This is a genomic window from Amycolatopsis taiwanensis DSM 45107 (genome assembly GCF_000519205.1).
GTDB lineage: Bacteria > Actinomycetota > Actinomycetes > Mycobacteriales > Pseudonocardiaceae > Amycolatopsis_E > Amycolatopsis_E taiwanensis.
In genome coordinates this window covers 30538-56349 of record NZ_JAFB01000037.1, presented here as the reverse complement: position 1 = coordinate 56349, position 25812 = coordinate 30538, and the positions used below count along the sequence as shown (strand labels likewise).

General features: G+C 68.8%; 26 protein-coding genes. 20 read left to right on the top strand and 6 right to left on the bottom strand.

The window, feature by feature from the left end; all coding sequences use genetic code 11:
- Window positions 1-12: 12 nt before the first annotated feature.
- From A3CU_RS46810 to A3CU_RS46805, 10 genes are all read left to right on the top strand, one after another.
- Window positions 13-927, top strand: coding sequence for an alpha/beta hydrolase (locus A3CU_RS46810; RefSeq protein WP_043842664.1), 915 nt, complete (start codon window positions 13-15; stop codon window positions 925-927).
- 36 nt (window positions 928-963) lie between these two features.
- Window positions 964-2604: a flavin-containing monooxygenase gene (locus A3CU_RS0127105; RefSeq protein WP_027944947.1), complete on the top strand. Its 1641-nt coding sequence runs from the start codon at window positions 964-966 to the stop codon at window positions 2602-2604.
- A gap of 27 nt (window positions 2605-2631) precedes the next feature.
- Entirely contained in the window at window positions 2632-3405 is a 774-nt protein-coding gene (locus A3CU_RS0127100; protein WP_027944946.1) for an SDR family NAD(P)-dependent oxidoreductase, read from the top strand.
- Between the two features lie 112 nt (window positions 3406-3517).
- A complete protein-coding gene (locus A3CU_RS0127095; RefSeq protein ID WP_027944945.1) occupies window positions 3518-5008 on the top strand; it encodes an NAD-dependent succinate-semialdehyde dehydrogenase in 1491 nt (496 codons plus the stop codon).
- A complete protein-coding gene (locus A3CU_RS0127090) occupies window positions 5005-6249 on the top strand; it encodes an iron-containing alcohol dehydrogenase (protein ID WP_027944944.1) in 1245 nt (414 codons plus the stop codon). The genes A3CU_RS0127095 and A3CU_RS0127090 overlap by 4 nt, the downstream gene beginning before the upstream one ends.
- A gap of 1 nt (window position 6250) precedes the next feature.
- A complete protein-coding gene (locus A3CU_RS0127085; protein WP_027944943.1) occupies window positions 6251-7183 on the top strand; it encodes a 3-hydroxyacyl-CoA dehydrogenase in 933 nt (310 codons plus the stop codon).
- A 103-nt stretch (window positions 7184-7286) separates the two neighbouring features.
- Window positions 7287-7772, top strand: a complete 486-nt coding sequence (locus A3CU_RS53625; RefSeq protein WP_211246521.1) for a TetR/AcrR family transcriptional regulator — start codon at window positions 7287-7289, stop codon at window positions 7770-7772.
- Window positions 7773-7924: 152 nt separating this feature from the next.
- Complete coding sequence (locus A3CU_RS0127075) at window positions 7925-8635, top strand: hypothetical protein (RefSeq protein WP_027944942.1); 711 nt, start codon at window positions 7925-7927, stop codon at window positions 8633-8635.
- Window positions 8636-8982: 347 nt separating this feature from the next.
- Window positions 8983-9489, top strand: a complete 507-nt coding sequence (locus A3CU_RS0127070) for a SigE family RNA polymerase sigma factor (protein WP_027944941.1) — start codon at window positions 8983-8985, stop codon at window positions 9487-9489.
- Window positions 9486-10475 (top strand): LCP family protein, encoded by a 990-nt coding sequence (locus A3CU_RS46805; RefSeq protein ID WP_052372234.1) that lies wholly within the window; start codon window positions 9486-9488, stop codon window positions 10473-10475. Before A3CU_RS0127070 ends, A3CU_RS46805 begins: the two co-directional genes overlap by 4 nt.
- Before the next feature lie 354 nt (window positions 10476-10829).
- Here the strand turns inward: A3CU_RS46805 and A3CU_RS0127055 are convergent, their stop codons facing one another.
- From A3CU_RS0127055 to A3CU_RS0127035, 5 genes are all read right to left on the bottom strand, one after another.
- The gene (locus A3CU_RS0127055) at window positions 10830-11225 is read right to left on the bottom strand and encodes a YchJ family protein (protein ID WP_027944940.1); all 396 of its coding nucleotides are present in this window, start codon (window positions 11223-11225) and stop codon (window positions 10830-10832) included.
- 134 nt (window positions 11226-11359) lie between these two features.
- On the bottom strand, window positions 11360-11563 hold the full coding sequence (locus tag A3CU_RS0127050) for a hypothetical protein (RefSeq protein ID WP_027944939.1): 204 nt from the start codon (window positions 11561-11563) through the stop codon (window positions 11360-11362).
- 42 nt (window positions 11564-11605) lie between these two features.
- Complete coding sequence (locus A3CU_RS46800) at window positions 11606-12397, bottom strand: enoyl-CoA hydratase/isomerase family protein (protein ID WP_043842662.1); 792 nt, start codon at window positions 12395-12397, stop codon at window positions 11606-11608.
- Window positions 12394-13542 carry an acyl-CoA dehydrogenase family protein gene (locus A3CU_RS0127040; RefSeq protein WP_027944938.1) on the bottom strand — a complete coding sequence of 383 codons (1149 nt, stop codon included), beginning with the start codon at window positions 13540-13542 and terminating at the stop codon, window positions 12394-12396. Before A3CU_RS0127040 ends, A3CU_RS46800 begins: the two co-directional genes overlap by 4 nt.
- Window positions 13543-13577: 35 nt before the next feature.
- A complete protein-coding gene (locus A3CU_RS0127035; RefSeq protein ID WP_156960569.1) occupies window positions 13578-14789 on the bottom strand; it encodes a CaiB/BaiF CoA transferase family protein in 1212 nt (403 codons plus the stop codon).
- Window positions 14790-14874: 85 nt separating this feature from the next.
- Between A3CU_RS0127035 and A3CU_RS0127030 the strand changes: the two genes are divergently transcribed.
- Entirely contained in the window at window positions 14875-15789 is a 915-nt protein-coding gene (locus A3CU_RS0127030; RefSeq protein ID WP_027944936.1) for a LysR family transcriptional regulator, read from the top strand.
- Window positions 15790-15829: 40 nt separating this feature from the next.
- On the opposite strand, the gene A3CU_RS46795 is transcribed toward A3CU_RS0127030, so the two are convergent.
- Window positions 15830-16693: an acyl-CoA thioesterase gene (locus A3CU_RS46795; protein ID WP_084143832.1), complete on the bottom strand. Its 864-nt coding sequence runs from the start codon at window positions 16691-16693 to the stop codon at window positions 15830-15832.
- 194 nt (window positions 16694-16887) lie between these two features.
- Between A3CU_RS46795 and A3CU_RS0127020 the strand changes: the two genes are divergently transcribed.
- The 9 genes from A3CU_RS0127020 to A3CU_RS0126980 are packed head-to-tail and all read left to right on the top strand — an operon-like array spanning window position 16888 to window position 25792.
- The gene (locus A3CU_RS0127020; protein ID WP_043842660.1) at window positions 16888-17820 is read left to right on the top strand and encodes a CoA transferase subunit A; all 933 of its coding nucleotides are present in this window, start codon (window positions 16888-16890) and stop codon (window positions 17818-17820) included.
- Entirely contained in the window at window positions 17817-18623 is an 807-nt protein-coding gene (locus A3CU_RS0127015; RefSeq protein WP_027944934.1) for a CoA-transferase subunit beta, read from the top strand. Before A3CU_RS0127020 ends, A3CU_RS0127015 begins: the two co-directional genes overlap by 4 nt.
- On the top strand, window positions 18620-20002 hold the full coding sequence (locus A3CU_RS50060; RefSeq protein ID WP_052372232.1) for an MFS transporter: 1383 nt from the start codon (window positions 18620-18622) through the stop codon (window positions 20000-20002). Before A3CU_RS0127015 ends, A3CU_RS50060 begins: the two co-directional genes overlap by 4 nt.
- Window positions 19999-21294 (top strand): CoA transferase, encoded by a 1296-nt coding sequence (locus A3CU_RS46785; protein WP_063628897.1) that lies wholly within the window; start codon window positions 19999-20001, stop codon window positions 21292-21294. The genes A3CU_RS50060 and A3CU_RS46785 overlap by 4 nt, the downstream gene beginning before the upstream one ends.
- On the top strand, window positions 21291-22460 hold the full coding sequence (locus A3CU_RS0127000; RefSeq protein WP_027944932.1) for an acyl-CoA dehydrogenase family protein: 1170 nt from the start codon (window positions 21291-21293) through the stop codon (window positions 22458-22460). The genes A3CU_RS46785 and A3CU_RS0127000 overlap by 4 nt, the downstream gene beginning before the upstream one ends.
- Complete coding sequence (fabG, locus tag A3CU_RS0126995; protein ID WP_027944931.1) at window positions 22460-23197, top strand: 3-oxoacyl-ACP reductase FabG; 738 nt, start codon at window positions 22460-22462, stop codon at window positions 23195-23197. Before A3CU_RS0127000 ends, fabG begins: the two co-directional genes overlap by 1 nt.
- The gene (locus A3CU_RS46780) at window positions 23194-24114 is read left to right on the top strand and encodes an HTD2 family dehydratase (protein ID WP_084143824.1); all 921 of its coding nucleotides are present in this window, start codon (window positions 23194-23196) and stop codon (window positions 24112-24114) included. Before fabG ends, A3CU_RS46780 begins: the two co-directional genes overlap by 4 nt.
- Window positions 24111-25334 (top strand): acetyl-CoA C-acetyltransferase, encoded by a 1224-nt coding sequence (locus A3CU_RS0126985; RefSeq protein WP_027944930.1) that lies wholly within the window; start codon window positions 24111-24113, stop codon window positions 25332-25334. The genes A3CU_RS46780 and A3CU_RS0126985 overlap by 4 nt, the downstream gene beginning before the upstream one ends.
- Window positions 25334-25792 carry a MaoC/PaaZ C-terminal domain-containing protein gene (locus A3CU_RS0126980; protein WP_043842659.1) on the top strand — a complete coding sequence of 153 codons (459 nt, stop codon included), beginning with the start codon at window positions 25334-25336 and terminating at the stop codon, window positions 25790-25792. The genes A3CU_RS0126985 and A3CU_RS0126980 overlap by 1 nt, the downstream gene beginning before the upstream one ends.
- The last annotated feature ends 20 nt before the right edge of the window (window positions 25793-25812 follow it).

Below are 25812 nucleotides of genomic sequence, written 5' to 3'. Positions count from 1 at the left end.
AGATTACTTGCCATGACGAAACCCGAACCGCAGGACCTTCTCGGCCGGATCTACGCGCAGTGGGTGGTGGAGATGTCGAAGTATCCAGACATGTCCACCGAACTGCTCCGCATCCTCTTCGACGACTGGCAACGGGCCACCGCCGAACCGGAGGACGTGACCTACCGCCACACCGAATTCGGTGGTGTGCCTGGAATCCAGGTGCGCCCGCTGGGCGCCGACAGTTCGCGGATCCTCGTGCTGATGCATGGCGGCGGATTCGCGCTGGGCTCCTCGGCGAGCCACCGGAAGCTGGCCGGGCACCTCGCCAAGGCCTGCGGCGTAGAGGCATTCGTCGTCGACTTCCGGCTCGCGCCGGAACATCCCTATCCCGCGGCGATCGAGGATGGGCTGAGCGTCATCGGCGCGCTGGTGGCCCGCGGACACCGGATGGCCGACATCACGCTGGTCGGCGACAGCGCCGGCGGGAACCTGGCGATCGCGATGACGTTGCGACTGTTGGACCAGGGCCGGGAACTGCCACGTCAGGTGCTCACCATGTCGCCGTGGCTGAACATGGAGAACAACGGCGCCACCCTGGAAACCAACAACGACACCGATTTCCTCATCGCGAGGGAAGGACTCCAGGCGAACATCGACCGGTACCTGACCGGTTCCGGAACCGGGCCGACCGACCCGTTCGCCAACCCGCTCTACGCCGACCTCACGGGGTTTCCCCGGCTCTACATCACCGCGGGTGATGTCGAGGCCCTGTTCGACGACAGCGTCCGGCTGCACGCACTGGCCCAAAAGTGCGGCGTCGATGTCACATTCTCCGTCGGCGAAGGCCAGCAGCACGTCTTCCCGTTCCTCGCCGGCCGGCACGAGCGCGCCGATCAGGAGATTCGCGCGATGGCCGCCTGGTGCGCGGCCGGTTACCAGAACTGAGCATCTCCTAGGCAAACTTCGATTCGAGGAAAAGATATGACCGAACAGCAATCGAGCGCTTTCGACGCCGTGGTCATCGGTGCGGGCTTTTCCGGCCTGGCGATGCTCCATCACCTCCGCGAGATCGGGTTGGAAACCCGGATCGTCGAAGCGACCGACGGAGTGGGCGGAACGTGGTGGGTCAACCGGTACCCGGGCGTCCGCACGGACAGCGAGTTCCACTACTACTCGTTCTCCTTCTCCAAAGAGGTGCGCGAGGAATGGACCTGGACCCAGCGGTACCCGAGCGGCAAGGAGGTGCTGGCCTACCTCAACTTTGTCGCCGACCGGCTCGATCTGCGCAAGGACATCATGCTGAATTCCCGGGTCTCCTCGGCGGTCTGGGACGAGGAGACGAACCGCTGGTCGGTGCACCTGGTGGACGGGCGCACGTTGACCGCCACCTATCTGGTGAGCGGTATGGGCGTGCTGTCGCAGCCCATCTATCCGGACATCCCCGGAATCGACACCTTCACCGGCGAGCGTTACCACACCGCGAAATGGCCGCGTGCGGGTGTGGACCTTTCCGGTAAACGGGTCGGGCTCATCGGGCTCGGCGCCTCGGGCATCCAGGTCGTTCCCGTCGTCGCCGAACAGGCGGGCGAGTTCTACGTTTTCCAGCGCACACCGAACTACGTGGTCGAGACCAACAACGACCAGGTCTCGGCCGAGTGGATGCAGTACGTGCGAGACCACTACGACGAGATTTATGAAAAGGCAGCCAACCACCCCTTCGGCGTGGCGATGGAGCCGGCCGAGTACAGCGCGCTGGAGGTCGACGCCGAAAAGCGCAGGGAGATCTTCGAAAGCAAGTGGAACGACGGCGGTTTCCACTTCGCCAACGAGTGTTTCAATGACCTGGCCAGCGACGTCGAGGCCGCCGAACTCGCCTCCGAGTTCATTCGCTCGAAGATCCGCGAGATCGTGCGGGACCCCGACACCGCGGAACTGTTGTGCCCCAAGGACTACGCGTTCAACGGCAAGCGCGTGCCGACCGGCCACGGTTACTACAACGCGTTCAACCGCGAGAACGTGCATCTGATCGATGTGAAATCCACCCCGATCTCCGAGGTCACGCCGCGCGGCCTGCGGGTCGGCGACACCGAGTACGAACTCGACGTCCTCATCTTCGCGACCGGCTTTGATGCGATGACGGGCACCCTCACCGCGATCGATATCGTCGGCCGCGGCGGGCGAATCCTACGCGACAAATGGGCCGAGGAAGGGCTGCGGAGCAACCTCGGGATCTCCGTGCACGGGTTCCCGAACTTCTTCATGTCACTGGGCCCGCAAACGCCCTACTCCAACCTCGTGGTGCCGATCCAGCTCGGCGCGCAGTGGTTGCAGCGACTGCTGGTGTGGGCCAGGCGGAACGACGTCGAGCGGATCGAGGCGACCGAGGAGTCCGAGAAGCAGTGGGCCGAGGAGGTCCATCGCGCCGGCGGCGCGACGGTCATGGCTTCCGAAGGCGAAAAGGCAGGAGCCTGGTTCCTCGGCCGCAACGTACCCGGCAAGCAGAAGGAGTTCCAGGTCTACATGGGCGGTGGCCAGGTCTACCAGGAGTTCTGCCGGAACGCTGAACAGGATCAGTACTCCTCGTTCCGCGCCGAGTCGAACCCGCAGGCCACTGGCAACTGACCCCAACCCGAAAGGAGGCCGGAGGAGATGGCAGACCGTCTGTCGGGCAAGACCGCCATTATCACCGGTGCCGCCTCCGGCATGGGCCGGGCCACGGCGGAGCTGTTCGCACGCGAGGGCGCGACGGTGGCGCTGACCGATGTCAACGACGACGCCGGCAAGGAAGCGATCGCGGAGATCACTGCGGCCGGCGGCGAAGCCGAATACTGGCACCTGGACGTCAGCGACGAGGCCGCGATCGAATCGGTATTCACCGACATCGTCGGACGCTTCGGCAAGCTCGACGTTCTCGTCAACTGCGCCGGAGTGATAGGGCCGGACAAGCCGACTCACGAAGTGTCCGAGGAGGAATTCGACGCGCTGTTCGCGGTCGACGTCAAGGGTGTCTTCTTCTGCACCAAACACGCGGTGCCACACATGATCCCCAATGGGAAGGGCAGCATCGTCAACTTCTCGTCGATCTACGGGTTGATCGGCAACGACGAATTCACCCCCTACCACGTGGCGAAAGGTGCCGTGACGATGCAGACCCGGCAGGACGCCGCGATGTACGGCAAGCACAACATCCGCGTCAACTCGGTCCACCCAAGTACGGTCCTGACGCCGCTCGTCGAAGGCGTCGCGGCCGCTTATCCCGGCGGACTGCCCGCCTACGAGGAGATGATGACCACCAACCAGTCGCTACGCCGTCTCGGCAGGCCGGACGACGTCGCCTACGGCGTTCTCTATCTGGCCTCGGACGAGTCCGGCTGGGTCACCGGCGTGACTCTTCCGATCGACGGCGGCTACACCGCCCGCTGAATCCTCACGCCCGCAGAAGACACGCGCGACCGGCACCGCATCTCAAGCAACCAGAGGCACTGAGCGCGGTTCAAGCCCGCCGGCGTGTGAGGCAAGAAAGGAACATCTCCCGATGAGTTCACCGGACTCTCCTGCTGCCGTCGTGCATGGGCGAAAGGTGCCGACAGGCCTGTACATCGACGGCGGCTGGCGGTCGGCGAAAACGACCTTCACGGTTGTCGATCCGGCGGAGGACAAGCCGATCGCTAAGGTTGCCGACGCGACCGGCGAACACGCACTCGAGGCGCTGGACGCCGCCGCCCGTGCGCAAGAGGATTGGGCAGCATGGGCTCCCCGCGCGCGTGCCGAGCTCTTCCACTCCGCCCACCGGCTGCTGATGGAGCGGGCCGAAGACTTCGCCACCGTCATGACCGCGGAAAGCGGGAAGCCGCTCGCCGAGTCGCGGGGCGAATTCGACCTCTCCGCCGGGTTTTTCCGGTGGTACGCCGAACAGATCGGCCATCTGCACGGAACCTACGCGCACGGCTCCCCCGGCGGTTACCGGGTCGTCGCCACCCACCAGCCGGTCGGGCCGTGCCTGCTCATCACGCCATGGAACTTCCCGCTGCTGATGTCCGCCCGTAAGGCCGGAGCGGCACTGGCGGCGGGGTGTACCGCGGTGATGAAGAGCGCACAGGAAACCCCACTCACCGGTGCCCTGTTCGTGCAGACGCTCCACGACGCCGGTTTCCCGCCCGGCGTGGTGAACCTGCTGCACACCACCGCGTCCGCGGCGATCTCCGATGCGGTGCTGGGCGACCGGCGGCTGCGCAAGATCAGCTTCACCGGCTCCACCGGAGTCGGTAGTCACCTGTTGGGCAAGGCCGCGCACAACATCGTGAACTCCTCCATGGAGCTCGGCGGCGACGGTCCCTTCGTCGTGCTCGACGACGCCAACGTCGACCTCGCCGTCGAGCAGGCAGTGGCGTGCAAGTTCCGCAACGCAGGACAGGCGTGCGTCGCCGCCAACCGGATAATCCTGCACGAAGCCATCGCCGACGAGTTCACCGGGAAATTCGTCGCCAAAGTCCGCGAACTGCGGGTCGGCAACGGATTCTCCGACGGTGTCGAGGTCGGGCCGATCATCAGCGAGCGGCAGCGGGACCGGGTCGGCGAACTGGTCGCCGCGTTCCGGGAACAGGGCGGCGCGATTCTCGCCGGTGGCAACCAGGTCGAGGGTCCCGGTTACTTCTTCGAGCCGACCGTCGTGCGCATGGACACGCGTAACCGCGCCTTGTGCGGTGAGGAGTTGTTCGCGCCGCTGGCGGTGCTCTACACCGTTGGATCGACGCGGGAAGCCGTCGAATTCGCCAACGACACCGATTACGGCCTTGCCGCCTACGTGTTCACCCGCGACCTCAACCGCGCGGTCGCAGTCGCGGAGAAACTCGACTTCGGGATGGTCGGCGTGAACCGGGGAATCATGGCGGACCCCGCCGCGCCGTTCGGTGGTGTCAAGGCGTCCGGCCTTGGCCGCGAAGGTGGGCACGACGGCATCTACGAATTCCTCGAACCGAAATATCTCGCCCTCACGATCGATGAAACGGAGGTGATCGGGGCATGAACCGTACGGTCAACGAACTCCAGCTCGGCCTGCTCCGCCAGCCGGCTACCGTCCTTTTCGGACCCGGGCAGCGCAGGCAACTGCCGTCCCTGGTCGCAGCGCACGGTGACCGCGCGCTGCTGTGCACGGACGAGCGCATGTCCGCCGACCCGGTATTCACCGACATCGTGGCCTCCATCCAACGCCGGGGCGTCACGGTGAGCGTGTACAGCAAGGTGGAACCCGACCTGCCGAGGGAAAACCTGCTCGACGTCGCGAACCAGTTCGCGGGGCAGCGTTTCGACGTGGTGGTCGGCATTGGTGGCGGCAGCGTGATGGACTTCGCCAAGGTAACCGCAATCCTGCTCGCACGGGGCGGCGACGTCCGGGAGCTCTACGGCGAGAACATCGTCGACGGGCCGGGATTCCCGCTCATCACGGTGCCGACCACGGGCGGCACCGGTGCCGAGGTGACCTGCATAGCCGTGGTCTTCGACGCGGACAAGGGTATGAAGATCGGCGTAGCCAGCCCTCACCTCGAGGCGACGACCGCCGTGATCGACCCCGAACTGACGCTCACCTGTCCACCCGGCCTGACCATGGCCACGGGCGCCGACGCACTGACGCATTTGGTCGAGTCCTTTACCAGCCGGGCGAAGAATCCGTCCGCTGAGGACATCGACGCGCACCTCTATGTCGGGAAGAACCTGCTCACTGATCACTACTGCCGGTCAGGACTGACGCTGGTGAACAGTTCGTTCGCCCGCGTCGTCGCGGATCCCTCCGATCTGCGGGCACGTTCGGACACGATGTTCGCGGCCTTCAACGCCGGAATGGCGATCAACACCGCGGGGACCGCCGGCGCCCACGCGATCCAGTCCCCGATCGGGGCGCTGACCCATACGGCGCACGGGCTCGGTGTCGGCGCTCTGCTGCCGTACGTCACACGATTCAACCTGCCTACCCGGCTCGAGGAATTCGCCGAGATCGGGCAGATCCTGGAGGTGGCCGACGCCTCCGCCAGTCTGGAGGCCCAGGCGCACGCCGGAATTCGTCGTCTCGAGGAGTTGCTCGACACCCTGGGTTGTCCGCTGAACCTGAAAGACCTCGGTCTGGAGCCGAAGGACTTCGACTACGTCGCCGACCAGGCGATGCTGGCAACCAGGCTGACCGCGAACAATCCCCGCGAGCTGACCCACGACGCTGTCGTGGAGATCCTGCGTCGCGGGCATGCCGACGACCGGTCTTTTTGGACGGTGTGAGATGACGATCGCCGTCGCCGGGGCGGGCTCCATCGGAGTGGCGTTCGCCCTGGTGTTCGCCCGGGCCGGGCGGGACGTCCGCTGTTGGGATCCCGTCCCCCAGTCGCTGGACCGGGCGGAACGCGACCTGGCCGACCGGCTGGCGCGCCTCGATTCGCACGGCCTGCTGGCCGAGCCCGCAGACGACATCGCCGCCAGGGTATCGTTCTGTCCAAAACTGGACGACGCCGTCCGGGCGGCCACGCTGGTCCAGGAGTGCGCTCCCGAGCGGTTGGAGCTCAAGCGCGCGTTGTTCGCCGAGCTCGCCGGCATGACCGGTCCCGACGTGGTGCTGGCGAGTTCCAGCTCCGCGATCCGTCCGAGCGTCATCGCTGAGGAATTGCCGGCCGCGGACCGGATTCTGGTCGGTCACCCCGGTAATCCGCCATATCTGATTCCGGTCATCGAGGTGGTTCCCTCACCGGTCACCAGCGCTCGGATGGTCGAGCAGGCAAGCGAAACCTATTCCGCCGCGGGCCTGCATCCGGTGGTACTGGGCCGCGAGGTCGAGGGATTCGTGTTCAACCGGCTCCAGGGTGCGCTGCTGCGGGAGGCTTACTGCCTGCTGCGCGACGGAGTCGCCAGCGTCGAGGATATCGACACCGTGGTCAGGTCCGGACTGGGCCGACGATGGGCCGTCATAGGTCCTTTTGAGACGGTCGACCTCAACACGCGGGGCGGGATCGCGGCGCACGCGGAGAAGATGGGCCCCGCGTACGCCCGGATGGGTGCCGAGCGGGGACAGCACGACCCATGGACGCCCGATCTGGTCGCCAAGGCCGAAGCCGAGCGACGTGCCCTGCTCCCCCTTGAAAACTGGGATGCCCGCGTCCGTTGGCGCGACGAGCAGCTCATGGCACTCAGCGCATTCGAACAAGCGCAAGACTCGCACTGAGTCCCCGCGGGCGACGACAACGTTTCGGCATCCCCTCCAGATTTCCGTAACCCCTAAACAGGGACGGAACGCGAAGCATCGCGAAGCGGAATGGAGTTATCTGGTGACTCCGGGCGGCGGCGGGTACTCACGCCGGGGCGGGCTGAGGCGCGAGCAGATCATGGACACCGCCGAGGAGGTATTCGCCGCCGAAGGGTTCAACGCGACCTCGTTGCGCACGCTGGCCAAGAAGGTCGGCGTCACCCACGCCGGGATTCTGCGCCACTACTCCTCGAAGGACGACCTACTTCTCGCGCTGCTCGAGCGCGAGGAGTCGAGCCTGCTCTGGGGTCCGCCCAGCGCCGCGCCAGGCATCGACCCGGCCGCGGCGATTGAGCGCACGGCCAGGGCGCAGCTCCAGTTGTACCGTCGAGCGGTTCACAACGAGGCACACGCGGACCGCGTAGCCCTCTACTCCGCCCTCGTATGCGAGGCGACCGCCGCGAAGCGCAATGGCTGGTGGCGCTCTGGGACGGCCTGCAGATCCACTCCGGATACACCGCCGGCCTGCGGATTCCGGAGCGGCTGCTGCGCAGCCTCGACGACCTGATCGCGGAGACCGTCCCAGCCAGCAGCCGCACCGCGATGCTGCACTGAAGGCAGCGAAGGGCCACCGCGACAGACACTGATCGCTGCATAGACAACCCGGACTGCTGATACTTGTGGCGAGCGCGCGGTAACGATCACGGGCACGGTGGCGACATGCCGGACGCGATGATCGAGAACTCAACGGCACGCGCCGCGGCCCACGACCCCTACGAGCGCCGGACCCCGCGTCCGCCCTGGCGCAAGATCGCCATCCGGCTGCTCCGGCTGGTCGTGGGCGCGCTCATCGGCGCGGGTGTGGGGTTCGGCGTTCACCACGTCATCTCGCCGAACTATGGCACCCGATATATCGCGGTGCCGCTGCCCGCCATTCCGTCCCTCCCGTCCCTGCGGGCGATCCCGAAGGAACCCATTGAGACGAAAGTGGGCGAGCAGGTCGTGTACTCCAACCCTGGGAGCAGGGGCGAAGTCGCGTTCACGGTCACGAAGATCACCCTGGACGGGAAATGCACCGAACAGTTCGCCAGCGGGCCCGAGAACGGGCACTACATCTTTGTCGACCTGACCGTGGAGACGTCGCCGGACATCGGCCCCGGGTACGGTACGGGTCTGTTCAATCCGCTGAACTTCTCCCTCATGGGGCCGGATGGCGTCACCCAGACCGGCAATGCTCTGATGAGCAACCAGACATTCGGGTGCCTCTCCCGCGGCCGGGCACTACCCGTGGTGCTCGGCGCGGGGCAGAAATACCAGGGAACCGTCGTCCTCGATGCGCGCACCACGTCTGGCGCACTCACCCTCGCCCCGCTCGGCGGCGGCCTCAGGAACGCGGACAGCTGGAAGTGGCGACTGGGGGAGACGACCTGAAGGTCGTCACCAGCCCCAGGATTCCGGCAACGCCACCTTCGGGCTCCAACTGGCGTAACAACGATCACCGTGGATCCTGATGCTCCTCGGTCGTTGAACCTCGTGGACATCGACAACGAATTTTCGCCTGTCCTGCACACTGCGACCCGCACCGCGCCGCTCTCGTGAAAACGGAATGACCTGCGCACTGCCGCACTCCGCACACGTGTCGTTGAGGAACGGTACGCGCTCGCCGCCTCGTGGAGGCACTGCTCGCCTGGCAAGAGCTTTCCGGGCGCGCTCAACATTCGGCGGATCTCGTCGCGTTTACTCCCAAGTCATCGGAGAACCACAGAAGGGAGCGACGAGTGCCGGAGGGCTTTGACCAGTTCGTCGCCCAGCGCCTCGACCGTCTGCTGCGCTTTGCCACCGCGCTGACCTGTGATCCACACCTGGCACAGGACATCGTGCAGGAGGTGCTGCTGCGGGCGCAGTCCCGCTGGCCGCGGATCGGCTCATTGCACGCCCCCGATCTCTACGTGCGGCGGATGGTGACGAACGAGTACCTGTCCTGGCGCCGCCGCCGGGCCGCCACGGACATCGCCTCCGAGCACTCGACGCTCGACGCGATCGGCCGGCCCACCGCCGACCCCGCCGTCGCCTACGCCGAACGCGAAGCAATGCGTGCCCGCATAGCCGTGCTGCCACGCAAACAGCGGGCCGCGATCGTGCTCCGCTACTACGAAGACCGCACCGACGACGAGATCGCCGACGTCCTCGGCTGCTCGGCCGGCACCGTGCGCAGCCATCTCTCCCGCGCGCTGAGCACCTTGCGCGCGGCCGGACCGCGGCCCGTGAAGGAGGCCCTGTCATGAACGACACCACCGAGACGCTCATCCGCGAGGCGGTGGCGGCCGAGGCCGGACGGGCCGTGGACCCGGACACCGTCCTCGCCGAACTGCACCGCCGCGGCGCCCGTTCCGCACGCAGCCACGTGCCGGTTATCGCGGTGGCCGCCGCGATGGTCGTCGCCGCCGTGGCCGCGATCCTGGTCCCGCAACTGCTGAAGACCGATTCGGCTCAGCCGGCCGTTCCCGCCACTCCCGTCAGCCAGAATGTCCTGCTTGTCGGTGCGGACGACAACGGCTACGCCGACTCGATAGTGCTGGCGCATCTCAGCGCGGACGGTTCGGGGGCCATCGTCTCCCTGCCTCGCGACACGTGGGTGCAGGGCGCCAAGCTGAACTCGGCCTACGTCACGGGCGGCATCGGCAAGCTCGTCACCACCGTGCGAGATCTCACCGGTGTCCAGATCGACCACTGGGCCACAATCGCGATGTCGAGCTTCGACCGGTTGAGCACCGCCGTCGGCGGGGTGCCGGTGTGCCTGCGCGCGGCCGTCCACGACTCCTACTCGGGCGCATCGTTCCCGGCCGGGCAGCAGACCGTGGAGGGCGCCTCCGCGCTGGCCTTCCTGCGCCAACGGCACGGCCTGCCCAACAGCGACCTCGACCGGATCGTCCGGCTCCAGGCATTCCTGCGCTCGTTGGCACACCAGCTCCTCAGCGGCTCCGTGCTCAGCGACCAGAAGGCACTGGCGTCTCTGATCGACACGGTGCGCGACGACGTGCGCGTCGATCCCGGCTGGGATGTGCTGGCCTTCGCCGGGCAGCTGCGCGGGCTGCACACCGATCAGCTGCGCATCGGCACGATCCCGATCGACAACGGCGACTTCCAGACTCCCGACGGCGGCGCCGCCATCGCCGTCAACCCGGACCAGGTACACCAGTTCGTCGCCGACGTCACCCAGGCCGCACCCTCCACGGGCAGCTCCTTCACCGACGTCCCCTGCGTCAACTGACCCCTGCACCCCGGCGCCCGTCAGCCGAGGGCCTGGCGGGCGCCGGGGTGCGGGGGACAGGATCGGTCCGCGACGCGATCTCCCGGGTGATCTACTTCGCCGACGGGTGCACGCTCGCCAGCTCCGCCTTCCGGTTGAAGATCAGCTTGGTGATCCCGCACGCGTTGCCCACCGGGAAGCCCTCGCGCACCAGCAGGAGGTTCGGCACCATGACGGTGCTTGCGCAGAGTCTCCGCGGAAATCGGGCGGCGACACGCCGCCCAGTGTTGGGCGTCCTCGATGCGAGCCCGCGCGAGCAATCGTCCTCGGCTGCCGTCCCGGGTCCGGGTGTCGAGCCGGGACTTCCAGCGAGAGCTACTCGGCTGCTCGCAGGTAACGCCACTGGCCGTCTTCGCGGGTGAACGTGCTGAGTTCGTGCATCGAACCTGACCGGCCCTTGTGCCGGTAGTGTGCACGGAACTCGACGGTGCCGCTGTCGTGGAACGGGGTGCCGCCGGTGGTGGCGAGCACGTCCAGCCGGGTCCAGCGCTGCGTCAGGTCCAGGTCCAGGCTCTTCGGTCGGGTGCTGGGATGCCACGTGGCGAGCAGATACGCCGTGTCGCCGACCGCGAACGCGCTGAACCGGGATCGCATCAGCCGCTCGGCGGTGGCCGCCGCGCGCTCGCCAGCGTGCAGCGGGCCGCAGCAGTCGCCGTAGGTCTCGCCGGAGCCGCACGGGCAGCGGGTACCGGCGATGATGTCGTCAGCCACCGGCCGATCCTAACAGTGTCCACTGTGGACGTGTCGTGCGCACAGTTCAACCGGTGCCCAGGACCCGAGGAAGCACGTCCACGACATGCCTCGGGTGACAAATGGGTGGGAGGCCCGTTCCCTTGCCCGATCGACTATTCGGCTCCGCCGGTCGGCTGGTCCTTGACGACGGTGTCGCTCTCGGGGTCCAGGCCGGGGGAAGTCATGGTTAACCGGCTGTACTGCTGCTTGCCTTGAATGGTCCCCACGGCCGTCAGGGTGAGGGACCCGGGGGCGCTCGCGGCGAGGGCGGCCAGCGTACCGCCGATGACCCGCCAGTTTTCTCGTATCACAAACATCCCCCCGTAAGTTCGGTGCTCGTTGTCCTCGACAGTTTCTTGTTACGCAAAAGGGACGCCCGAGGAGTTCCGAAATTGCGTCACGAAGTCCGGGGTACGACGTTCGAGAAAGGCCGCTCGCCCCTCGGCGAACTGTGGCCCGGCCAGCAGTTCCACCTGCGTGTCGGCCTCGGCCGCCAGCACGCCCTCCAGGCTCTGGTCGGGCTGCGCCAGCAGGCGGCGTACGCCGGCGACCATCGGCGCCGACAGCTCCGCCAGTGCGGTCGCGGTGACAACCGCGGCATCGAGCGCCCCACCGTCGTCGACGAGGGTCTCCAAAACGCCGATACGCTCCGCTTCCACCGCATCGAAAATGCGGGCGGTCAGCAACAGCTCTCGGGTCCTCCCCCGCCCCACTCGCAGCGGCAGCGTGTAGGAAAGTCCGGTGTCCGGGGCCAGCCCGATCTTCGCGAAGGAGGTCGAGAACTTCGCCGAGCGGCCCGCGACGACAATGTCGCTGGCCGTGGCCAGGGCGAGGCCGAGGCCGAAGGCCCCACCCTCGACAGCGGCGACGATCGGGCGTTGGCCGGTAACCATCTGGCGCACCACCGCGTTGACGACCTCGAGCCGTTTTCGTGCGACCTCCCGAGCCTGAGACATCGACCGGATGTCCCCGCCGGCGCAGAAGACGGCGCCGGCGCCGGTGAGGACGATCGCCCGGGCTTCGCGGTCGGCGGCCTTGAGCGCATCGAGCAGTTCGAGCCGGTCGTCGAGATCGAGCGCGTTGCGGCGCGTGGGTCGGTCGATGGTGAGAATGCGGACGGATCCACGGTCCTCGACGACAACGGCGCTCATGCCTCGAACCCCTTGAGCAGCTGCTTGGCGATGATCAGCTTCTGGATTTCGCTGGTCCCCTCGTAAAGACGGAACAACCGCGCGTCGCGGTAGAACCGCTCGACCGGTACCTCACGCATGTAGCCGAGGCCGCCGTGGATCTGCACAGCGCGGTCGGCGATCCGGTCGACCGCCTCGGTGCAGAAGAGCTTGCACAGTGAGGGAGCCAGCCGGCGGTCGCTGCCGTCGTCCCAGCTGCGGGCCGCTTCGAGCACCATCGCCCGGCCGGCGTACGCCTCGGTGCGGCTCTCCGCGAGCATGGCCTGGACCAGCTGGAACTCGGCGAGTTTCCGGCCTCCCTGGCGATTGGTCGTGGCGTGACGCAGGCTCTCGTCGATGAGCCGGTCGGCCAGACCGACGGTGAGAGCGGCGATGTGCAGCCGGCCCTTAGCGAGGGAACGCATCGCGGCGGAGAATCCCTCGCCCTCGACCTCACCGACCAGGTTCTCGGCCGGGACCCGAACGTCGTCGAGGAAGATCTCGGACGTCACCGCACCGCGCTGCCCCATCTTGTGGTCCTTCGGGCCGATCGTGACGCCGGGGGTGCCGGTCGGCACAACGAAGACCGAGATGTTCCTTGCCCCCTCACTCACCTCACCGGTGCGCGCGAAGACCATGAGCAGGTCGGCCCAGATCGCGTTGGTGATGAACCGCTTCTGACCGTTGATCACGTAGTCGTCGCCGTCGCGCACGGCACGGGTTTTCAGCCCGCTCGGGTCCGATCCGGCCTCCGGCTCGGTGAGGGCGAACGACGCGATCTGTTCGCCGCTCGCGAGAACGGGCAGATAAGCCCGCTTCTGGCGCTCGGTACCACAGTTGACGAGCACCTGACCCGCGATGCCGTTGTTGGTGCCGAACATCGAGCGGAACGCGGGCGTCGTCCACCCCAGCTCGAACACCAGCCGCACCTCCTCCGACATGCTCATCCCGAGGCCGCCGTACTCCTCGGGGATGGCGTAGCCGAACAGCCCCATCTCCGCGGCCTGCCGGCGCAGCCGGTCCGGGATCTGGTCGGTCTCCTCGATCTCCTCCTCCGCGGCGACGACCTCCTTGCGGACGAAGGCGCGGACGGCCTGAAGGACCGAGGTGAATTCGTCGGGTTCCATGCGCTGCTCCTTTCCGACGCTGGCTGGACGGCAGATCAGGACGGTTCAGCGGCGGGGCGGCCGACCACGCCGGAGGNGGCGAGCCGGTTCCGGGTGTCGATGTCGATGCCGAGCTCGTCGAGCACCCGGTCGGTGTGCGCGCCGAGCTCGGGGATGTCGCCCATCGGCAGTTCGACGTCGCGGAAGGTCATCGGGGGCAGCACAGCGCGGACCGTCCCCGAGGGCGTCGCCACCTCGCGCCACCGGTCCCTGGCCGCGAGCTGGACGTGGTCGACCAGCCCCGCCATGTCGTTGACCTGGGCGGCCGGGACACCGGCCGCGGCGAGCCGGCGGTCGAGTTCGGCCGTGGAAAAACGCCGGGTCTGCTCCGCGACGAGGGCATCACACTCCGCCCGGTGCTGGACCCGCAACGGGTTGGTGGCCAGGCGGGGGTGCTCGGCGAGATCCGGCCGCTCGAAGACGTCGGTGACCAGCGCCCGCCAGCCCCGGTCGTTCTGGACGCCGATCAAGATTTCCCCGTCACTGGTGGGAAAGGCGTCGTACGGCGCGATCGACGCGTGGCTGAGCCCCATTCTCGGCACCTGCCGACCGCCGTACATCTGCATGTACATCGGGTGGCCGAGCCACTCGACGGTGGCGTCGAACATGGAGATGTCGATGACGCCGCCCTTACCGGTGCGCTCGCGCCGGAACAGTGCCGCGACAACGGCCTGAGCGGTGTAGAGCCCGGCCGCGATATCGGCCGAAGGGACCCCCGTCTTGGTCGCGGTATCCGGCGTGCCGGTCACCGAGATCAGGCCGGACTCGGCCTGAATCAGCATGTCGTACGCCTTCCGGTCCCGCATCGGCCCGGCGGTGCCGTAACCCGAGATGCCGGCGCACACCAGACGCGGGTGGCGCGCCGCCAGCTCGTCGGCGCCCAGCCCGAGACGCTCGGCCGCGCCGGGAGCGGCATTTTGGACGAAGACGTCCGCCTCGACCACCAGCCGTCGGGCAATGTCGGCGCCTTCCACGGACTTGAGGTCCAGCGCCACGGACTCCTTGCCGCGGTTCAACCACACAAAGTGCGACGCCATGCCGTGCACGGCATGGTCGTAGTTGCGGGCGAAGTCGCCCTCCCCAACCCGTTCCAGCTTGATGACCCGCGCTCCGAGATCCGCCAGATGACGGGTGGCCAGCGGCGCCGCGACGGCCTGCTCCAGTGCGACCACGGTGATGCCTTCGAGCGGGAGGAGGTCGGTGCTCATGGTCACCAGCATGGCCGCGTCCGCTTATGTCCGTCCAATACCTAATGCTTGCGGGATTGTTGTCTTCCGCGCAAAAGTGCCCGTCATGGATCTGCACCACCTTCAGGCGTTCCTCGCCGTTGCCGAGGAGCTCCACTTCGGCCGCGCGGCCGACCGGCTACACATCGCCCAGCCGCCACTGAGCCGCACGATCAAGCATCTCGAGCGGGGCCTGGGCGCCCAACTCTTCGACCGCACAACCCGAAGCGTCCGGCTGACCAGCGCCGGCGAGGCGCTCGTCGAGCCGGCCCGCCAGATCGTCGACGGCTTCCGTATGGCCCGGCGAGCGGTGCAGTCCGCGGGCCGGGGCGAGACCGGCCGCGTGCGGATGGGCTTCGCCGGCCCGTCGTCGTACCGGCTGGTCGGCCAGCTCGGCCGCACCGTACGGGAGAAGCACCCCGGAATCGAACTCAGACTGCGCAGCAGGACCTTCAACGACGAGGCACGCCGCGCGGTGCTGGACGGAAACCTCGACCTCGCGATCGTGCGGTGGACGATCGAGCCACCCGGCATCGATCACCGGATCCTGACCGTTGAGCACCACGTGATCGTCGTCCCCGAGGAGCATTCGCTCGCGGATCGGGACCGGGTCAGCATGGCCGAGCTGCGCGACGAGCCATTCGTGATGCTTCCGGCGGAACCAACTTCCAGCGTGCGCGACGGGTTCATCCGCAACGCCCACGCCGCCGGCTATGCCCCCAACATCGTGCAGACCGCGCCGGACACATGGACGGCGATGGCGCTGGTCGCGGCCGGGGTCGGCATCACGTTCTCCATCGACGTCGCGGTTGCCAACGTGGTCCAGGAAGGCATCCGCGCGATCCCACTCGACGAGGGAATGACGCCCACCTACTCCCGCCTCATCTGGCGCCACGGCGACACCAACCCGGCGCTCAAGGCCGTCCTGGCGGCGTCGGAGGAGGCGATCCCGACGCCCAGCCTCCCGCCGAACGCAGCCTAAGTGTCTGTTGGCCTGCGCGACCGCAGCCGGGCGGCGCTCGTCAGCGGACGACCTTGACCAGGCCCACCTGCGAAGCCGTGGCGACGTGGCGGCCCAACGGGTCGAAGAGTTCGCCGACGCCGTGCGCGCGCCCGTGTGCCACCGACTCCACCCGGCAGTCGAACTGGTGCCATGCGCCCAGATCGGGCTGGGCATGGAAGGTCAGCGCGTGGGTGAGGCTGAGGATCCGGGCACCGGGGAGGTGGCGTGCCGCACCGAGCGCCACGAAGGCCGGTTCGAGCACGCTCATGTCGGTCACGTAAGCGACCAGGGCCGCGCGCAGCACGTGGTCCGCCGGCAGCGGCCCGGTGGCGCGCAGAAAGGTGGTCTGCCGGTCGCCCTCCCCGGCCGGCGTGAGGTACGGCGGCTCCGTCACGTGGCGGAAGTGCACCGGCCGCGCCATCCGCCACCACGGCGGGATGCGCTCGTCGCCGGCGAAGCGGTCGACGAGGTCGGGCAGGCCCTCGGGGTCCGGAGCTTCTACCGGCCGCGCGGAGGAATACGTCGGTTGGTCCGCACGGACCCGCGCCCACCGGGACACCGCACCGAAGAGTTCATTGCCCGCGTCATCGATCAGGCGCGACCGGCGCGTGCACAGTGACGACGCATCGGAGACCCGCTCCACCTCCCACCGCAGCGGGCCGCCGGTGGGCACACCGGCCACGAAGTCAGCCTGAAGGCTCACCGCCCGCTGCTCGGGACCGGCGGTACGTCCCGCCGCCACCAGCGATTGCGCCAGCAGCAGGCCACCGAAGACCCGGTCCGCGGGCTGCGGCTGGGCCCGGCCGATCCACCTGCTCACCCGGCGCTGCGGATCGTCGGCGCACCCGAGGTCGAACAGCTCGAAGAGGTCGGTCAGCGTCATCGAGGCAGCGTGTGCCGGAAGGGCGAGGTTGGTATCCACGCCGCCATCGTGCCGTCATTTTTCGTTATTTTCGATATCTTTCCCGACTCATTGATGCGTATTCGTCAATAATGCGTGACCCAAGAAGTATTGGCGTTCGCCGCACCGATGGCGGCAGATTAGGGCGGTCCCACCGTGCGATGTGAGGAGCCCCGATGCCATCCCCAGACAAGGTCACCGACCTGCCGTCGGCGGTGGCAACCCACGTCGGGAACGGGATGACCGTCGCGCTCGAGGGATTCGGGCACCTGATCCCCTTCGCGGCCGGGCACGAGATCATCCGCCAGGGCATCACGAACCTCACCTTCTGCCGGATGACCCCGGACATCCTGGCCGAGGTGATGATCGCCGCCGGGTGCGTCCGCCGCCTGGTCGCCTCCTTCTTCGCCAGCGGGTCGGCCGGCTCGCTGCACGAGGTGCGCCGCCGCGTCGAGCACTCCGACCCCGCGCCGCTCGAGGTCGAGGAGTACAGCCACTACGGCATGGTTTGCCGCTACCAGGCCGGTGCCGCCGGCCTGCCGTTCCTCCCGCTCCGCTCCTACGCGGGCAGCGACCTCCCCCGGCTCAACCCGATGATCCGCAAGGTCGCCGACCCCTACGGAGGCCCCGACATCTACGTCGTCCCGGCCCTGCGCCCGGACGTGACGATCGTGCACGCCCAGCGCGCCGACCGCGCCGGCAACGTCCAGATGTGGGGCATCATCGGGGCACAGCAGGAGGCCGCCTACGCCGCGCGCACCGTGATCGCCACCGTCGAGGAGGTCGTCGACGAGGACGTGGTCCGCTCCGACCCCAACCGCACCGTCCTGCCCTCGCACGCCGTGTCGGCGGTGGTCGAGTGTCGCGGCGGCGCCCACCCGTCGTACGCCCAGGGCCACTACGACCGAGACAACGCGTTCTACCGCGAATGGACGCCGATCAGCAAGGAGCGCGACGCCGTGCTCAGGTGGCTCGACGAGTGGGTGCACCGCGTGCCCGACCGGGCGGCATATCTGGAGAAGCTGGGCCCCGAGCGCTGGGAGAGCGTGCGGGTCGACCCGCGCACCTCGCAGCCCGTGAACTTCGGCCGCCGGCGGGTGGTCGCGTGAGCAGCCGGCCCGTAGGCGGCACCGAGGCGCTCTCGGACGTCGCGCCGTCCACGACCGAGTTCCTTGCCGCCGTCGCGGCGCGGCAACTCGTTGGCAAGCAACGGGTTTTCGCCGGGGTCGGCCTGCCGACCCTCGCGGTCGACCTCGCCCGCCGGACCGTCAATCCCGACCTGGAGCTGGTCTACGAGTCCGGCATCTGCGGCGCCCAGCCCGAGGGCCTGGCCGAGGGCATCGCCGACTCGGTGCTCGTCTCCGGGGCGGCAGCCGTGCTCGGCATGCCGGCGCTCTTCGGCTATGTGCTCCAAGGCGGTCACATCGACGTCGGCTTCCTGGGCGCGGCCCAGGTCGACCGCTGGGGCAGCCTCAACACCAGCGTCATCGGCGACTGGGACCAGCCCAGGGTGCGGCTCCCCGGAGGCGGCGGGGCAACCGAGATCATGCCCAACGCCGGCGAGTGCATCGTGGTGCTCCGCCGCCACGACCCGGGAGCGCTGCCCGCACGACTCGACTTCTGCACCTCCCCCAGCCCCGTCCGGGCGCACGCCGAGGACCCGCGGATGGTGCCGCCGGGCCACGGCGTCTCGACGGTCATCACCCCCATGGCCGTGCTGCGCCGGCCCGAGAAGCTCGGCGAGCTGGTGGTCAGCGAGGTCCACCCCGGCCTCACCGTCGACGAGGTGCGCGCCGCCACCGGCTGGGACATCCCGGTCGCCGACGACGTACGGGAGACCGAGCGCCCCACCGTCGAGCAGATCCGCCTTCTGCGGGAGGAGATCGACACGGTCCGGCTCTATCTGCGATGAGCCAGACCCACCTCGCCTCCACTCCGCCGCGAACGGCGTACGCCGCGCTCCTCGCGTGCACGACACTGGGCACCTTGTCGAGCACGATCATCAGTGCGCCGATCAACGTCATCGCGCACGCGATCGGGGCCTCACCGCGCGGGATCGTCTTCGCGGTCAGCGCGTTCACGCTCGCGATGGTGCTCTGCGCCCCGCTGTCCGGGTGGATGTGCCAGCGCTTCGGCTCGCGACAGGTGCTGGGCTGGTCGCTGCTGCTGATGGTGGCGGCCCAGGCCGGTGCCGCGCTGAGCCAGAACTTGGCGTTCCTTGTCGTGATGCGTGCTTTGCAAGGGGTCGCGTGCTCCGCGATCCCGCCCGCGGTGCAGCAGGTCCTCGGCCGCTATTGGGCCCGGCACCGGGCCCGGGCGATGGCGGGCTGGGCCGCCGCCATCGGGGTGGGGCAGTCCCTCGGCCCGCCGCTCGGCGGGTTCGTCGCCGACACACTCGGGTGGCGCTGGGTCTTCCTCACCCACGCCTTCCTCAGCCTCGTGCTGCTGGTGCTCTCCCTGACCGTCGTGCCGGCCGTCCCCGGCGCGAAAGCACCGCTCCACACGTCGGGCATGGCCACCTTGATGATCGGCATCAGCGCCCTCGTCGGCGCCGTCAGCTGGCTCAGCCAGCAGGGCTCCGCCTGGGTAGCCGGCTGCTTCGCCGTCGTGGGCCTGCTCGCACTGGTGTGGCACAGCCGGCTCGGCCGGACCAAGTCCGGCCCGTTCGTCCCCGCCGGCCTCACCACCGAGCGCCGGTACGTCGCGAGCACGGCTGCCGCCGGCACGGTTATGGGTTGCGTGGGTGTCGCCATCGTGGCCACGCCGCTGCGCCTCGGCCACGACCTGGGCCTGGGCCCCGGACCGATCGGCCTGGTCATGCTGGCGCTCGCCCTGGCCATGACGCTGGCCGCTCCGCTGTCCTCCCGGATCACCGAGCGGTTATCGACCAGGCGCAGCCTGCGCGGTGGACTGGTATTCCTCGCCGCGGGCCTCGGCGCCCTCCTCCTCGTTCCCGAGACGGCGCCCCGCGGGCTCGGGGTGGCCGCCATGGTGGCCGCGCTCGCCCTCACCGGCTCGGCGATCGGAGTCGTGCAGGCGAGGGCGGCGCACGGCCTGATGTCCTCCCCCGCCGCCGCGAACGGCGTCGCGCTCGGCCTGCACAACATGCTCCGGTTCGCCGGCCTCGCCGTTGGCTACTCCTGGGTCGCGATCGCCTACCCGACCGGACATCTGTCCCTTGTGTACGGCGTGCCGGTTGTTTTCGTCGCCGCCACCTGGGTCCTCGCCCGCTGGACCGCTCCGCCCGCACCTGCCGATCCCATCCCCGCAACAAGGAAAGGCTGCACATGACCCCCACTGAGGCGACTCCGCCCTCGGCCGGGCCGCTCGCCGGACTCAGGATCGTCGAGGTTTCGAGCTTCGTCGCCACTCCCCTGTGCGGCACGGTGCTGGCGCAACTCGGTGCCGAGGTCATCCGCGTCGAGCCCCTCGAAGGCGCTCCGGACCGAACTCGCTGGCCGCTCACGAACGACGGCGTCAGCCTCTACTGGAACGGCCTCAACCCCGGCAAGCGGGCAATCACCGTCGACTACACGAAGACGGAGGGCCGCCGGCTCGTGTCCGACCTGGTGGTCTCGGGAGCCCCCGCCGGCGGCATCCTGGTCACCAACAGCGAGCGCTGGCCGGAGTTCCGATACGACGCACTTCGGACGCGCCGTGCCGACGTTATCCACGTCCTGCTCACCGGACGGCACGACGGCGGCACCGCCGTCGACTACACCGTCCAGGCGGCCACCGGCTTCCCGCTCGTCACCGGTCCCGAAGACCACGACGCACCCGTCAACAGTCCGGTTCCTGCCTGGGACCTCACCGCGGGCCTCCACCTCGCCACCGGCCTGCTCGCCGCCGAACGACGACGGACACTCACCGGCGAGGGCTCCCAGGTCCGTGTCGCCCTCGAGGACGTGGCCCTCGCGGGCGCCGGCAACCTCGGCTACCTGGCCGAGGCGCAGCTCCGGCCGTCCGTACGGCGCGAGTCGACCGGCAACTACGTCTACGGGACCTTCGGCCGCGACTTCACCACCGCCGACGGCGACCGCGTCATGCTCGTGGCCCTGACGCCGCGCCAGTGGCACGACCTGCTCCGGGTCACCGGGCTCGAAGACGCCGTGTCCGCGCTTGCCCAGGCGCTGGGGGCGGACTTCTCCGACGAGGGAGACCGCTTCCGCCACCGCACCGTGCTCGGGGGCCTGGTCGCCGCGTGGTTCGAGAAGCATCCGACGGCACACGTCACCGAGGCCCTCGCGAACACCCGCATCCTCTGGTCGCCCTACCGCAGCTTCACCGACCTGGCCGCCGACGACGCCCGGCTGCTGCGCGAGCACCCGCTCTTCGCCACCGTGGACCAGCCGGGGGTCGGCCGCCTCGTCGCGCCCGGCTCGCCCCTGGTCATCGACGGCCGGCGGGCCGCACCGGCGCCGGCTCCCCTCGTCGGGCAGGACACCGCCTCGGTGCTCGCCGATGCCCTCGGCCTCGACGCGGCCGCGCTCGCCGACCTCGCCGAACGCGGCGTGATCGCCATCCCCGCCGAACGGACGGCGTATCACTGTCCTCATCCGCCCGACCCCAGGAGAGACCGATGAGCACCCTCACCCCCGATGAGCAGGACATGGTCCGCTTGGTCGCCGAATTCGTCGACGACCGGGTGCGCCCGCGCGTCCGCGAGTTCGAAGCCGACGACATCTACCCGGAGGAGTTCATCGAGATGATGAAGGAACTCGGGTTCTTCGGACTGCTCGTACCGGCCGCGCACGGGGGCGTCGACGTCAGCACCACGTGCTTCGCGCGCATCACCGAGGAACTCGCCCGCGGCTGGATGAGCCTGGCCGGGGCCATCGGCGGCCACTCGGTGATCAGCTACCTGATCCGGGAGTTCGGCACCCCCGAGCAGCAGTCGACATACCTGCCCCGGATGGCCGACGGCACCCTGCGCGCGACCATGGCCCTGACCGAGCCATCGGGCGGCAGCGACCTGCAACGGATGCGCACCCACGCCACCCTCGACGGCGACGAACTGGTCATCACCGGCTCGAAGACGTGGATCTCCAATGCCCAGCACGCGGGACTCATCGGCCTGCTGTGCCGGACCGACCGGACGGCCGAGCCGGCCCACAAGGGCATGAGCGTGGTGCTGGTGGAACCCGGTGCAGGCCTCACCGTGTCGGGCAAGCTTCCCAAGCTCGGCTACCGCGGCGTGGAAGCCTGCGAGCTGACCTTCGACCAGATGCGGGTGCCCACCAGCGCCATCCTGGGCGGGCAGCCGAACCTCGGGTGGAGCCACATGATGCGCGGTCTCGAAGTGGGTCGCATCCAGGTCGCCGCGCGGGCCGTCGGCGTCGGACAGGCCGCGCTCGACGACGCGCTGTCCTATGCCCAGCAACGAGAAAGCTTCGGGAAGCCGATCTGGAAGCACCAGGCGGTGGGCAACCTGCTCGCCGACATGGGAACCAAGATGCGCGCCGCCCGGCTGATGACCCTCGACGCCGCGCATCGGCTCGACTCCGGCGACCGCGCCGACATGGAGGCCGGCATGGCCAAGCTTTTCGCCTCCGAGGCCGCAATGCAGGTCGCACTCGACGCGATCCGGGTCCACGGCGGCTACGGGTACTCGCGTGAGTACGACGTCGAACGCTACTTCCGCGACGCGCCGCTGATGATCGTCGGTGAGGGCACCAACGAGATCCAGAAGAACGTGATCGCCAGCCAGATGGTGGCGCGCGACCGAAACAACCCGAACCGGAGCAGCTGATGGCACTTCTCGACGGCAAAACCGCGGTGATCACCGGTGGTGCCCAGGGCATCGGCCTGGCCATCGCCGAACTTTTCGTGGCCGAGGGCGCTCGCGTTGTGCTCGCCGACCTGGACGGGGCCGCCGCCGAACGGGCGGCCAAGGGGCTCGGCCCACACGCCGCCGTCGGCGTAGCGTGCGACGTGGTGTCGGCCGCCGACGTGGAACGGGCACTCGAGACCGCCCACGGGACCTTCGGCTCTCTGGACGTCGTCGTGAACAACGCGGGAATCACCCGCGACGCGACCATGCGCACGATGACCGAGGAGCAGTTCGACCAGGTGGTCGCCGTGCACCTGAAGGGCTGCTGGAACGGCACCCGCCTGGCCGCGGCCCGGATGCGGGAGCAGAAGTCGGGTGCCATCGTGAACATCTCCTCTCTCTCCGGCAAAGTCGGCATGGTCGGCCAGACCAACTACTCCGCCGCCAAGGCCGGCATCGTCGGCCTGACGAAGGCAGCTGCCAAGGAGATGGCCCACCACGGCGTCCGCGTCAACGCCATCCAGCCCGGTCTGATCCGCTCGGCGATGACCGAGGCCATGCCCCGCAAGGCTTGGGACCAGAAGATGGCCGAGATCCCCATGGGCCGGGCGGGCGAGCCGGCCGAGGTGGCGAACGTGGCGCTTTTCTACGCCTCGTCGCTCTCGTCCTACATGATCGGCACGGTGGCCGAGGTGACCGGCGGGCGGTTCATGTGAGAAAGGAGCACGACCCGGTCACCTACCGGGGCTGGACAGCACCCGAGACGACCTCGGTGGAAACACTGGACGCGGCACCGGTCGCCGCGCTCGGCGCGCTTCTGGACAGCGGTGCCCCCGTGCCTGGTGCGGGCGAGGCGCTCCCTCCCCTGTGGCATTGGGTAGCGCTGCCGCGGTGGCCCGTCTCGTCGGCCATCGGCCCCGACGGGCACCCCCGCCGCGGAGAAACCCTGCCACCGGTCGACCTCCCACGCCGGATGTTCGCCGGCGGGGAAGTCACACTGCACGGTGACCTGCGGGTCGGCGCCCGAGTGGTCCGACAGGCTCGGGTCGACTCGATCCAGGAGAAGGTCGGGCGGAGCGGCGCCTTGGTGATCGTCCGGGTCGGCATCCGGCTCCGCGACCTCGACGGTGATCTGCTGCTGGAGGAACGACAGGATCTCGTCTACCGCGAAGCCACCCCCGCACCGGCGCCGTCCGACCTTCCGGATCCCACCGTCCCGGCCACCGCCGAGCCGGTCGGCACACCGCTGCTCCCGGACCGCGCGGGCTGGTGCTTCCGGACCGATCCCACCCTGCTGATGCGGTTCAGCGCGGCGACCGCCAACCCCCACCGGATCCATTACGACTGGCCGTACGCCACCCACATCGAGGGCTACCCGGGGCTCGTCGTGCACGGTCCACTCTCGACACTGGCGCTCGCCGAGTGCCTCCGCCTGGAGCATCCGGAACGCTCAGTGCGGCAACTGGTCCACCGCAACACCGCCCCCTTGTTCTGCGGCGAGAACGCCCGCGTGAAGGTGGCGCTCCCCTCCCGTGACACCGCCGAGGTCCGCCTGAGCAAGGGCGACGACCGCATGGTGGCCGGCCTGTCAGCCGATCTCACGCCCGACACGTCGAAAGGCGCCCGACCATGAACAACACCGCACGCGACGTCGTCATCTGCGAGCCCGTCCGAACGCCGATCGGCCGCTACGGCGGCGTATTCACCGACCTCAGTCCCGTCGACCTGGGCGTGACCGCACTGCAAGGGCTGCTGTCCCGCACCAGTATCGAGCCCGACCGCATCGACGACGTGATCCTCGGGCACTGCTACCCCAACGCCGAGGCGCCCGCCATCGGACGCGTCGTCGGCCTCGACGCCGGACTCCCCGTGACCGTCGGCGGCCAGCAGGTCGACCGCCGCTGCGGCTCCGGCCTCCAGGCCGTCATCAACGCCGTCCTGCAGGTCGCCAGCGGCGCGAGCGACGTCGTCGTCGCCGGCGGAGCCGAGTCGATGAGCAACGTGGCCTTCTACTCCCTCGACATGCGCTGGGGCGGTGCCCGGACCGGGGTGCAGGTCCACGACGGCCTCACCCGCGGCCGCCAGACCCCCGGCGGCCGTTTCCATCCCGTTCCCGGCGGCATGCTGGAGACGGCGGAGAACCTTCGTCGCGAATACTCGATCAGCCGCGAGGAACAGGACCGGCTCGCGGTCAGCTCCCACCAACGCGCCGTGTCCGCCCAGAAATCGGGCCTTTTCCAAGAAGAGATCGTCCCGGTGACCGTGCCTTCGAGGAAGGGCGACGTGGTCATCGACACCGATGAGCACCCCCGTGCCGACACGTCGATGGAGTCCCTGGCCCGGCTGCGCCCGATCCTCTCCGCCAGCGACCCCGACGCCACGGTCACCGCAGGCAACGCCAGCGGCCAGAACGACGCCGCGGCGATGTGCCTGGTCACGACGGCAGACGTGGCCGAGAAGCTGGGGTTGCGGCCGCTGGTGCGGCTGGTGAGCTGGTCGGCCGCCGGCGTACGTCCCGACATCATGGGGATCGGCCCGGTGCCGGCGACCGAGGCAGCCCTGGCCCGCGCCGGGCTCTCCCTGGCCGACATGGACGTGATCGAGCTCAACGAGGCGTTCGCCGCGCAAGCCCTCGCCGTGATGCGGGAGTGGAAATTCACCGACGAGGACCACGAGCGCACCAACGTGCACGGGTCCGGCATCTCGCTCGGCCATCCCGTGGGAGCTACCGGCGTGCGGATGCTCGGCACGCTCGCGCGCGAGCTCCATCGCCGTGAGGCGCGCTACGGCCTCGAGACCATGTGCATCGGCGGGGGCCAGGGCCTGGCCGCTGTCTTCGAGAGGATCGCCTGATGCCGCCGCGCGTGTTCACCGACATCGCCGGGATCGAGAAAGCCATCGGAGAGAACCTGGGCACGACAGACTGGGTGACGATCACTCAGCCGACCATCGACGACTTCGCCGATGTCACCGGTGACCACCAGTGGATCCATGTCGACGTCGAGCGGGCGACGGCGTCCTCCTTCGGCGGGACGATCGCCCACGGCTACCTCACGCTGTCGATGCTGCCCGCCTTCGCCGCCCAGCTGTACTCGATCGAGACCGGCTCTGCCCGCTTGAACTACGGCCTCGGCAAAGTGCGGTTCCCCGCTCCCGTGCCCGCGGGGTCGAAAATCCGCGCCATGCCCCGCATCAAGGAGGTCCGGCACGTCCCCGCCGGCGACCAGGTGGTGATGGCGTGGACCGTCGAGGCGGACGGCGCTGATCGCCCCGTCTGTGTGGCGGAGACCATCACGCTCGTGGTTCCCTGACCGAAGTTCCCACCACCTTC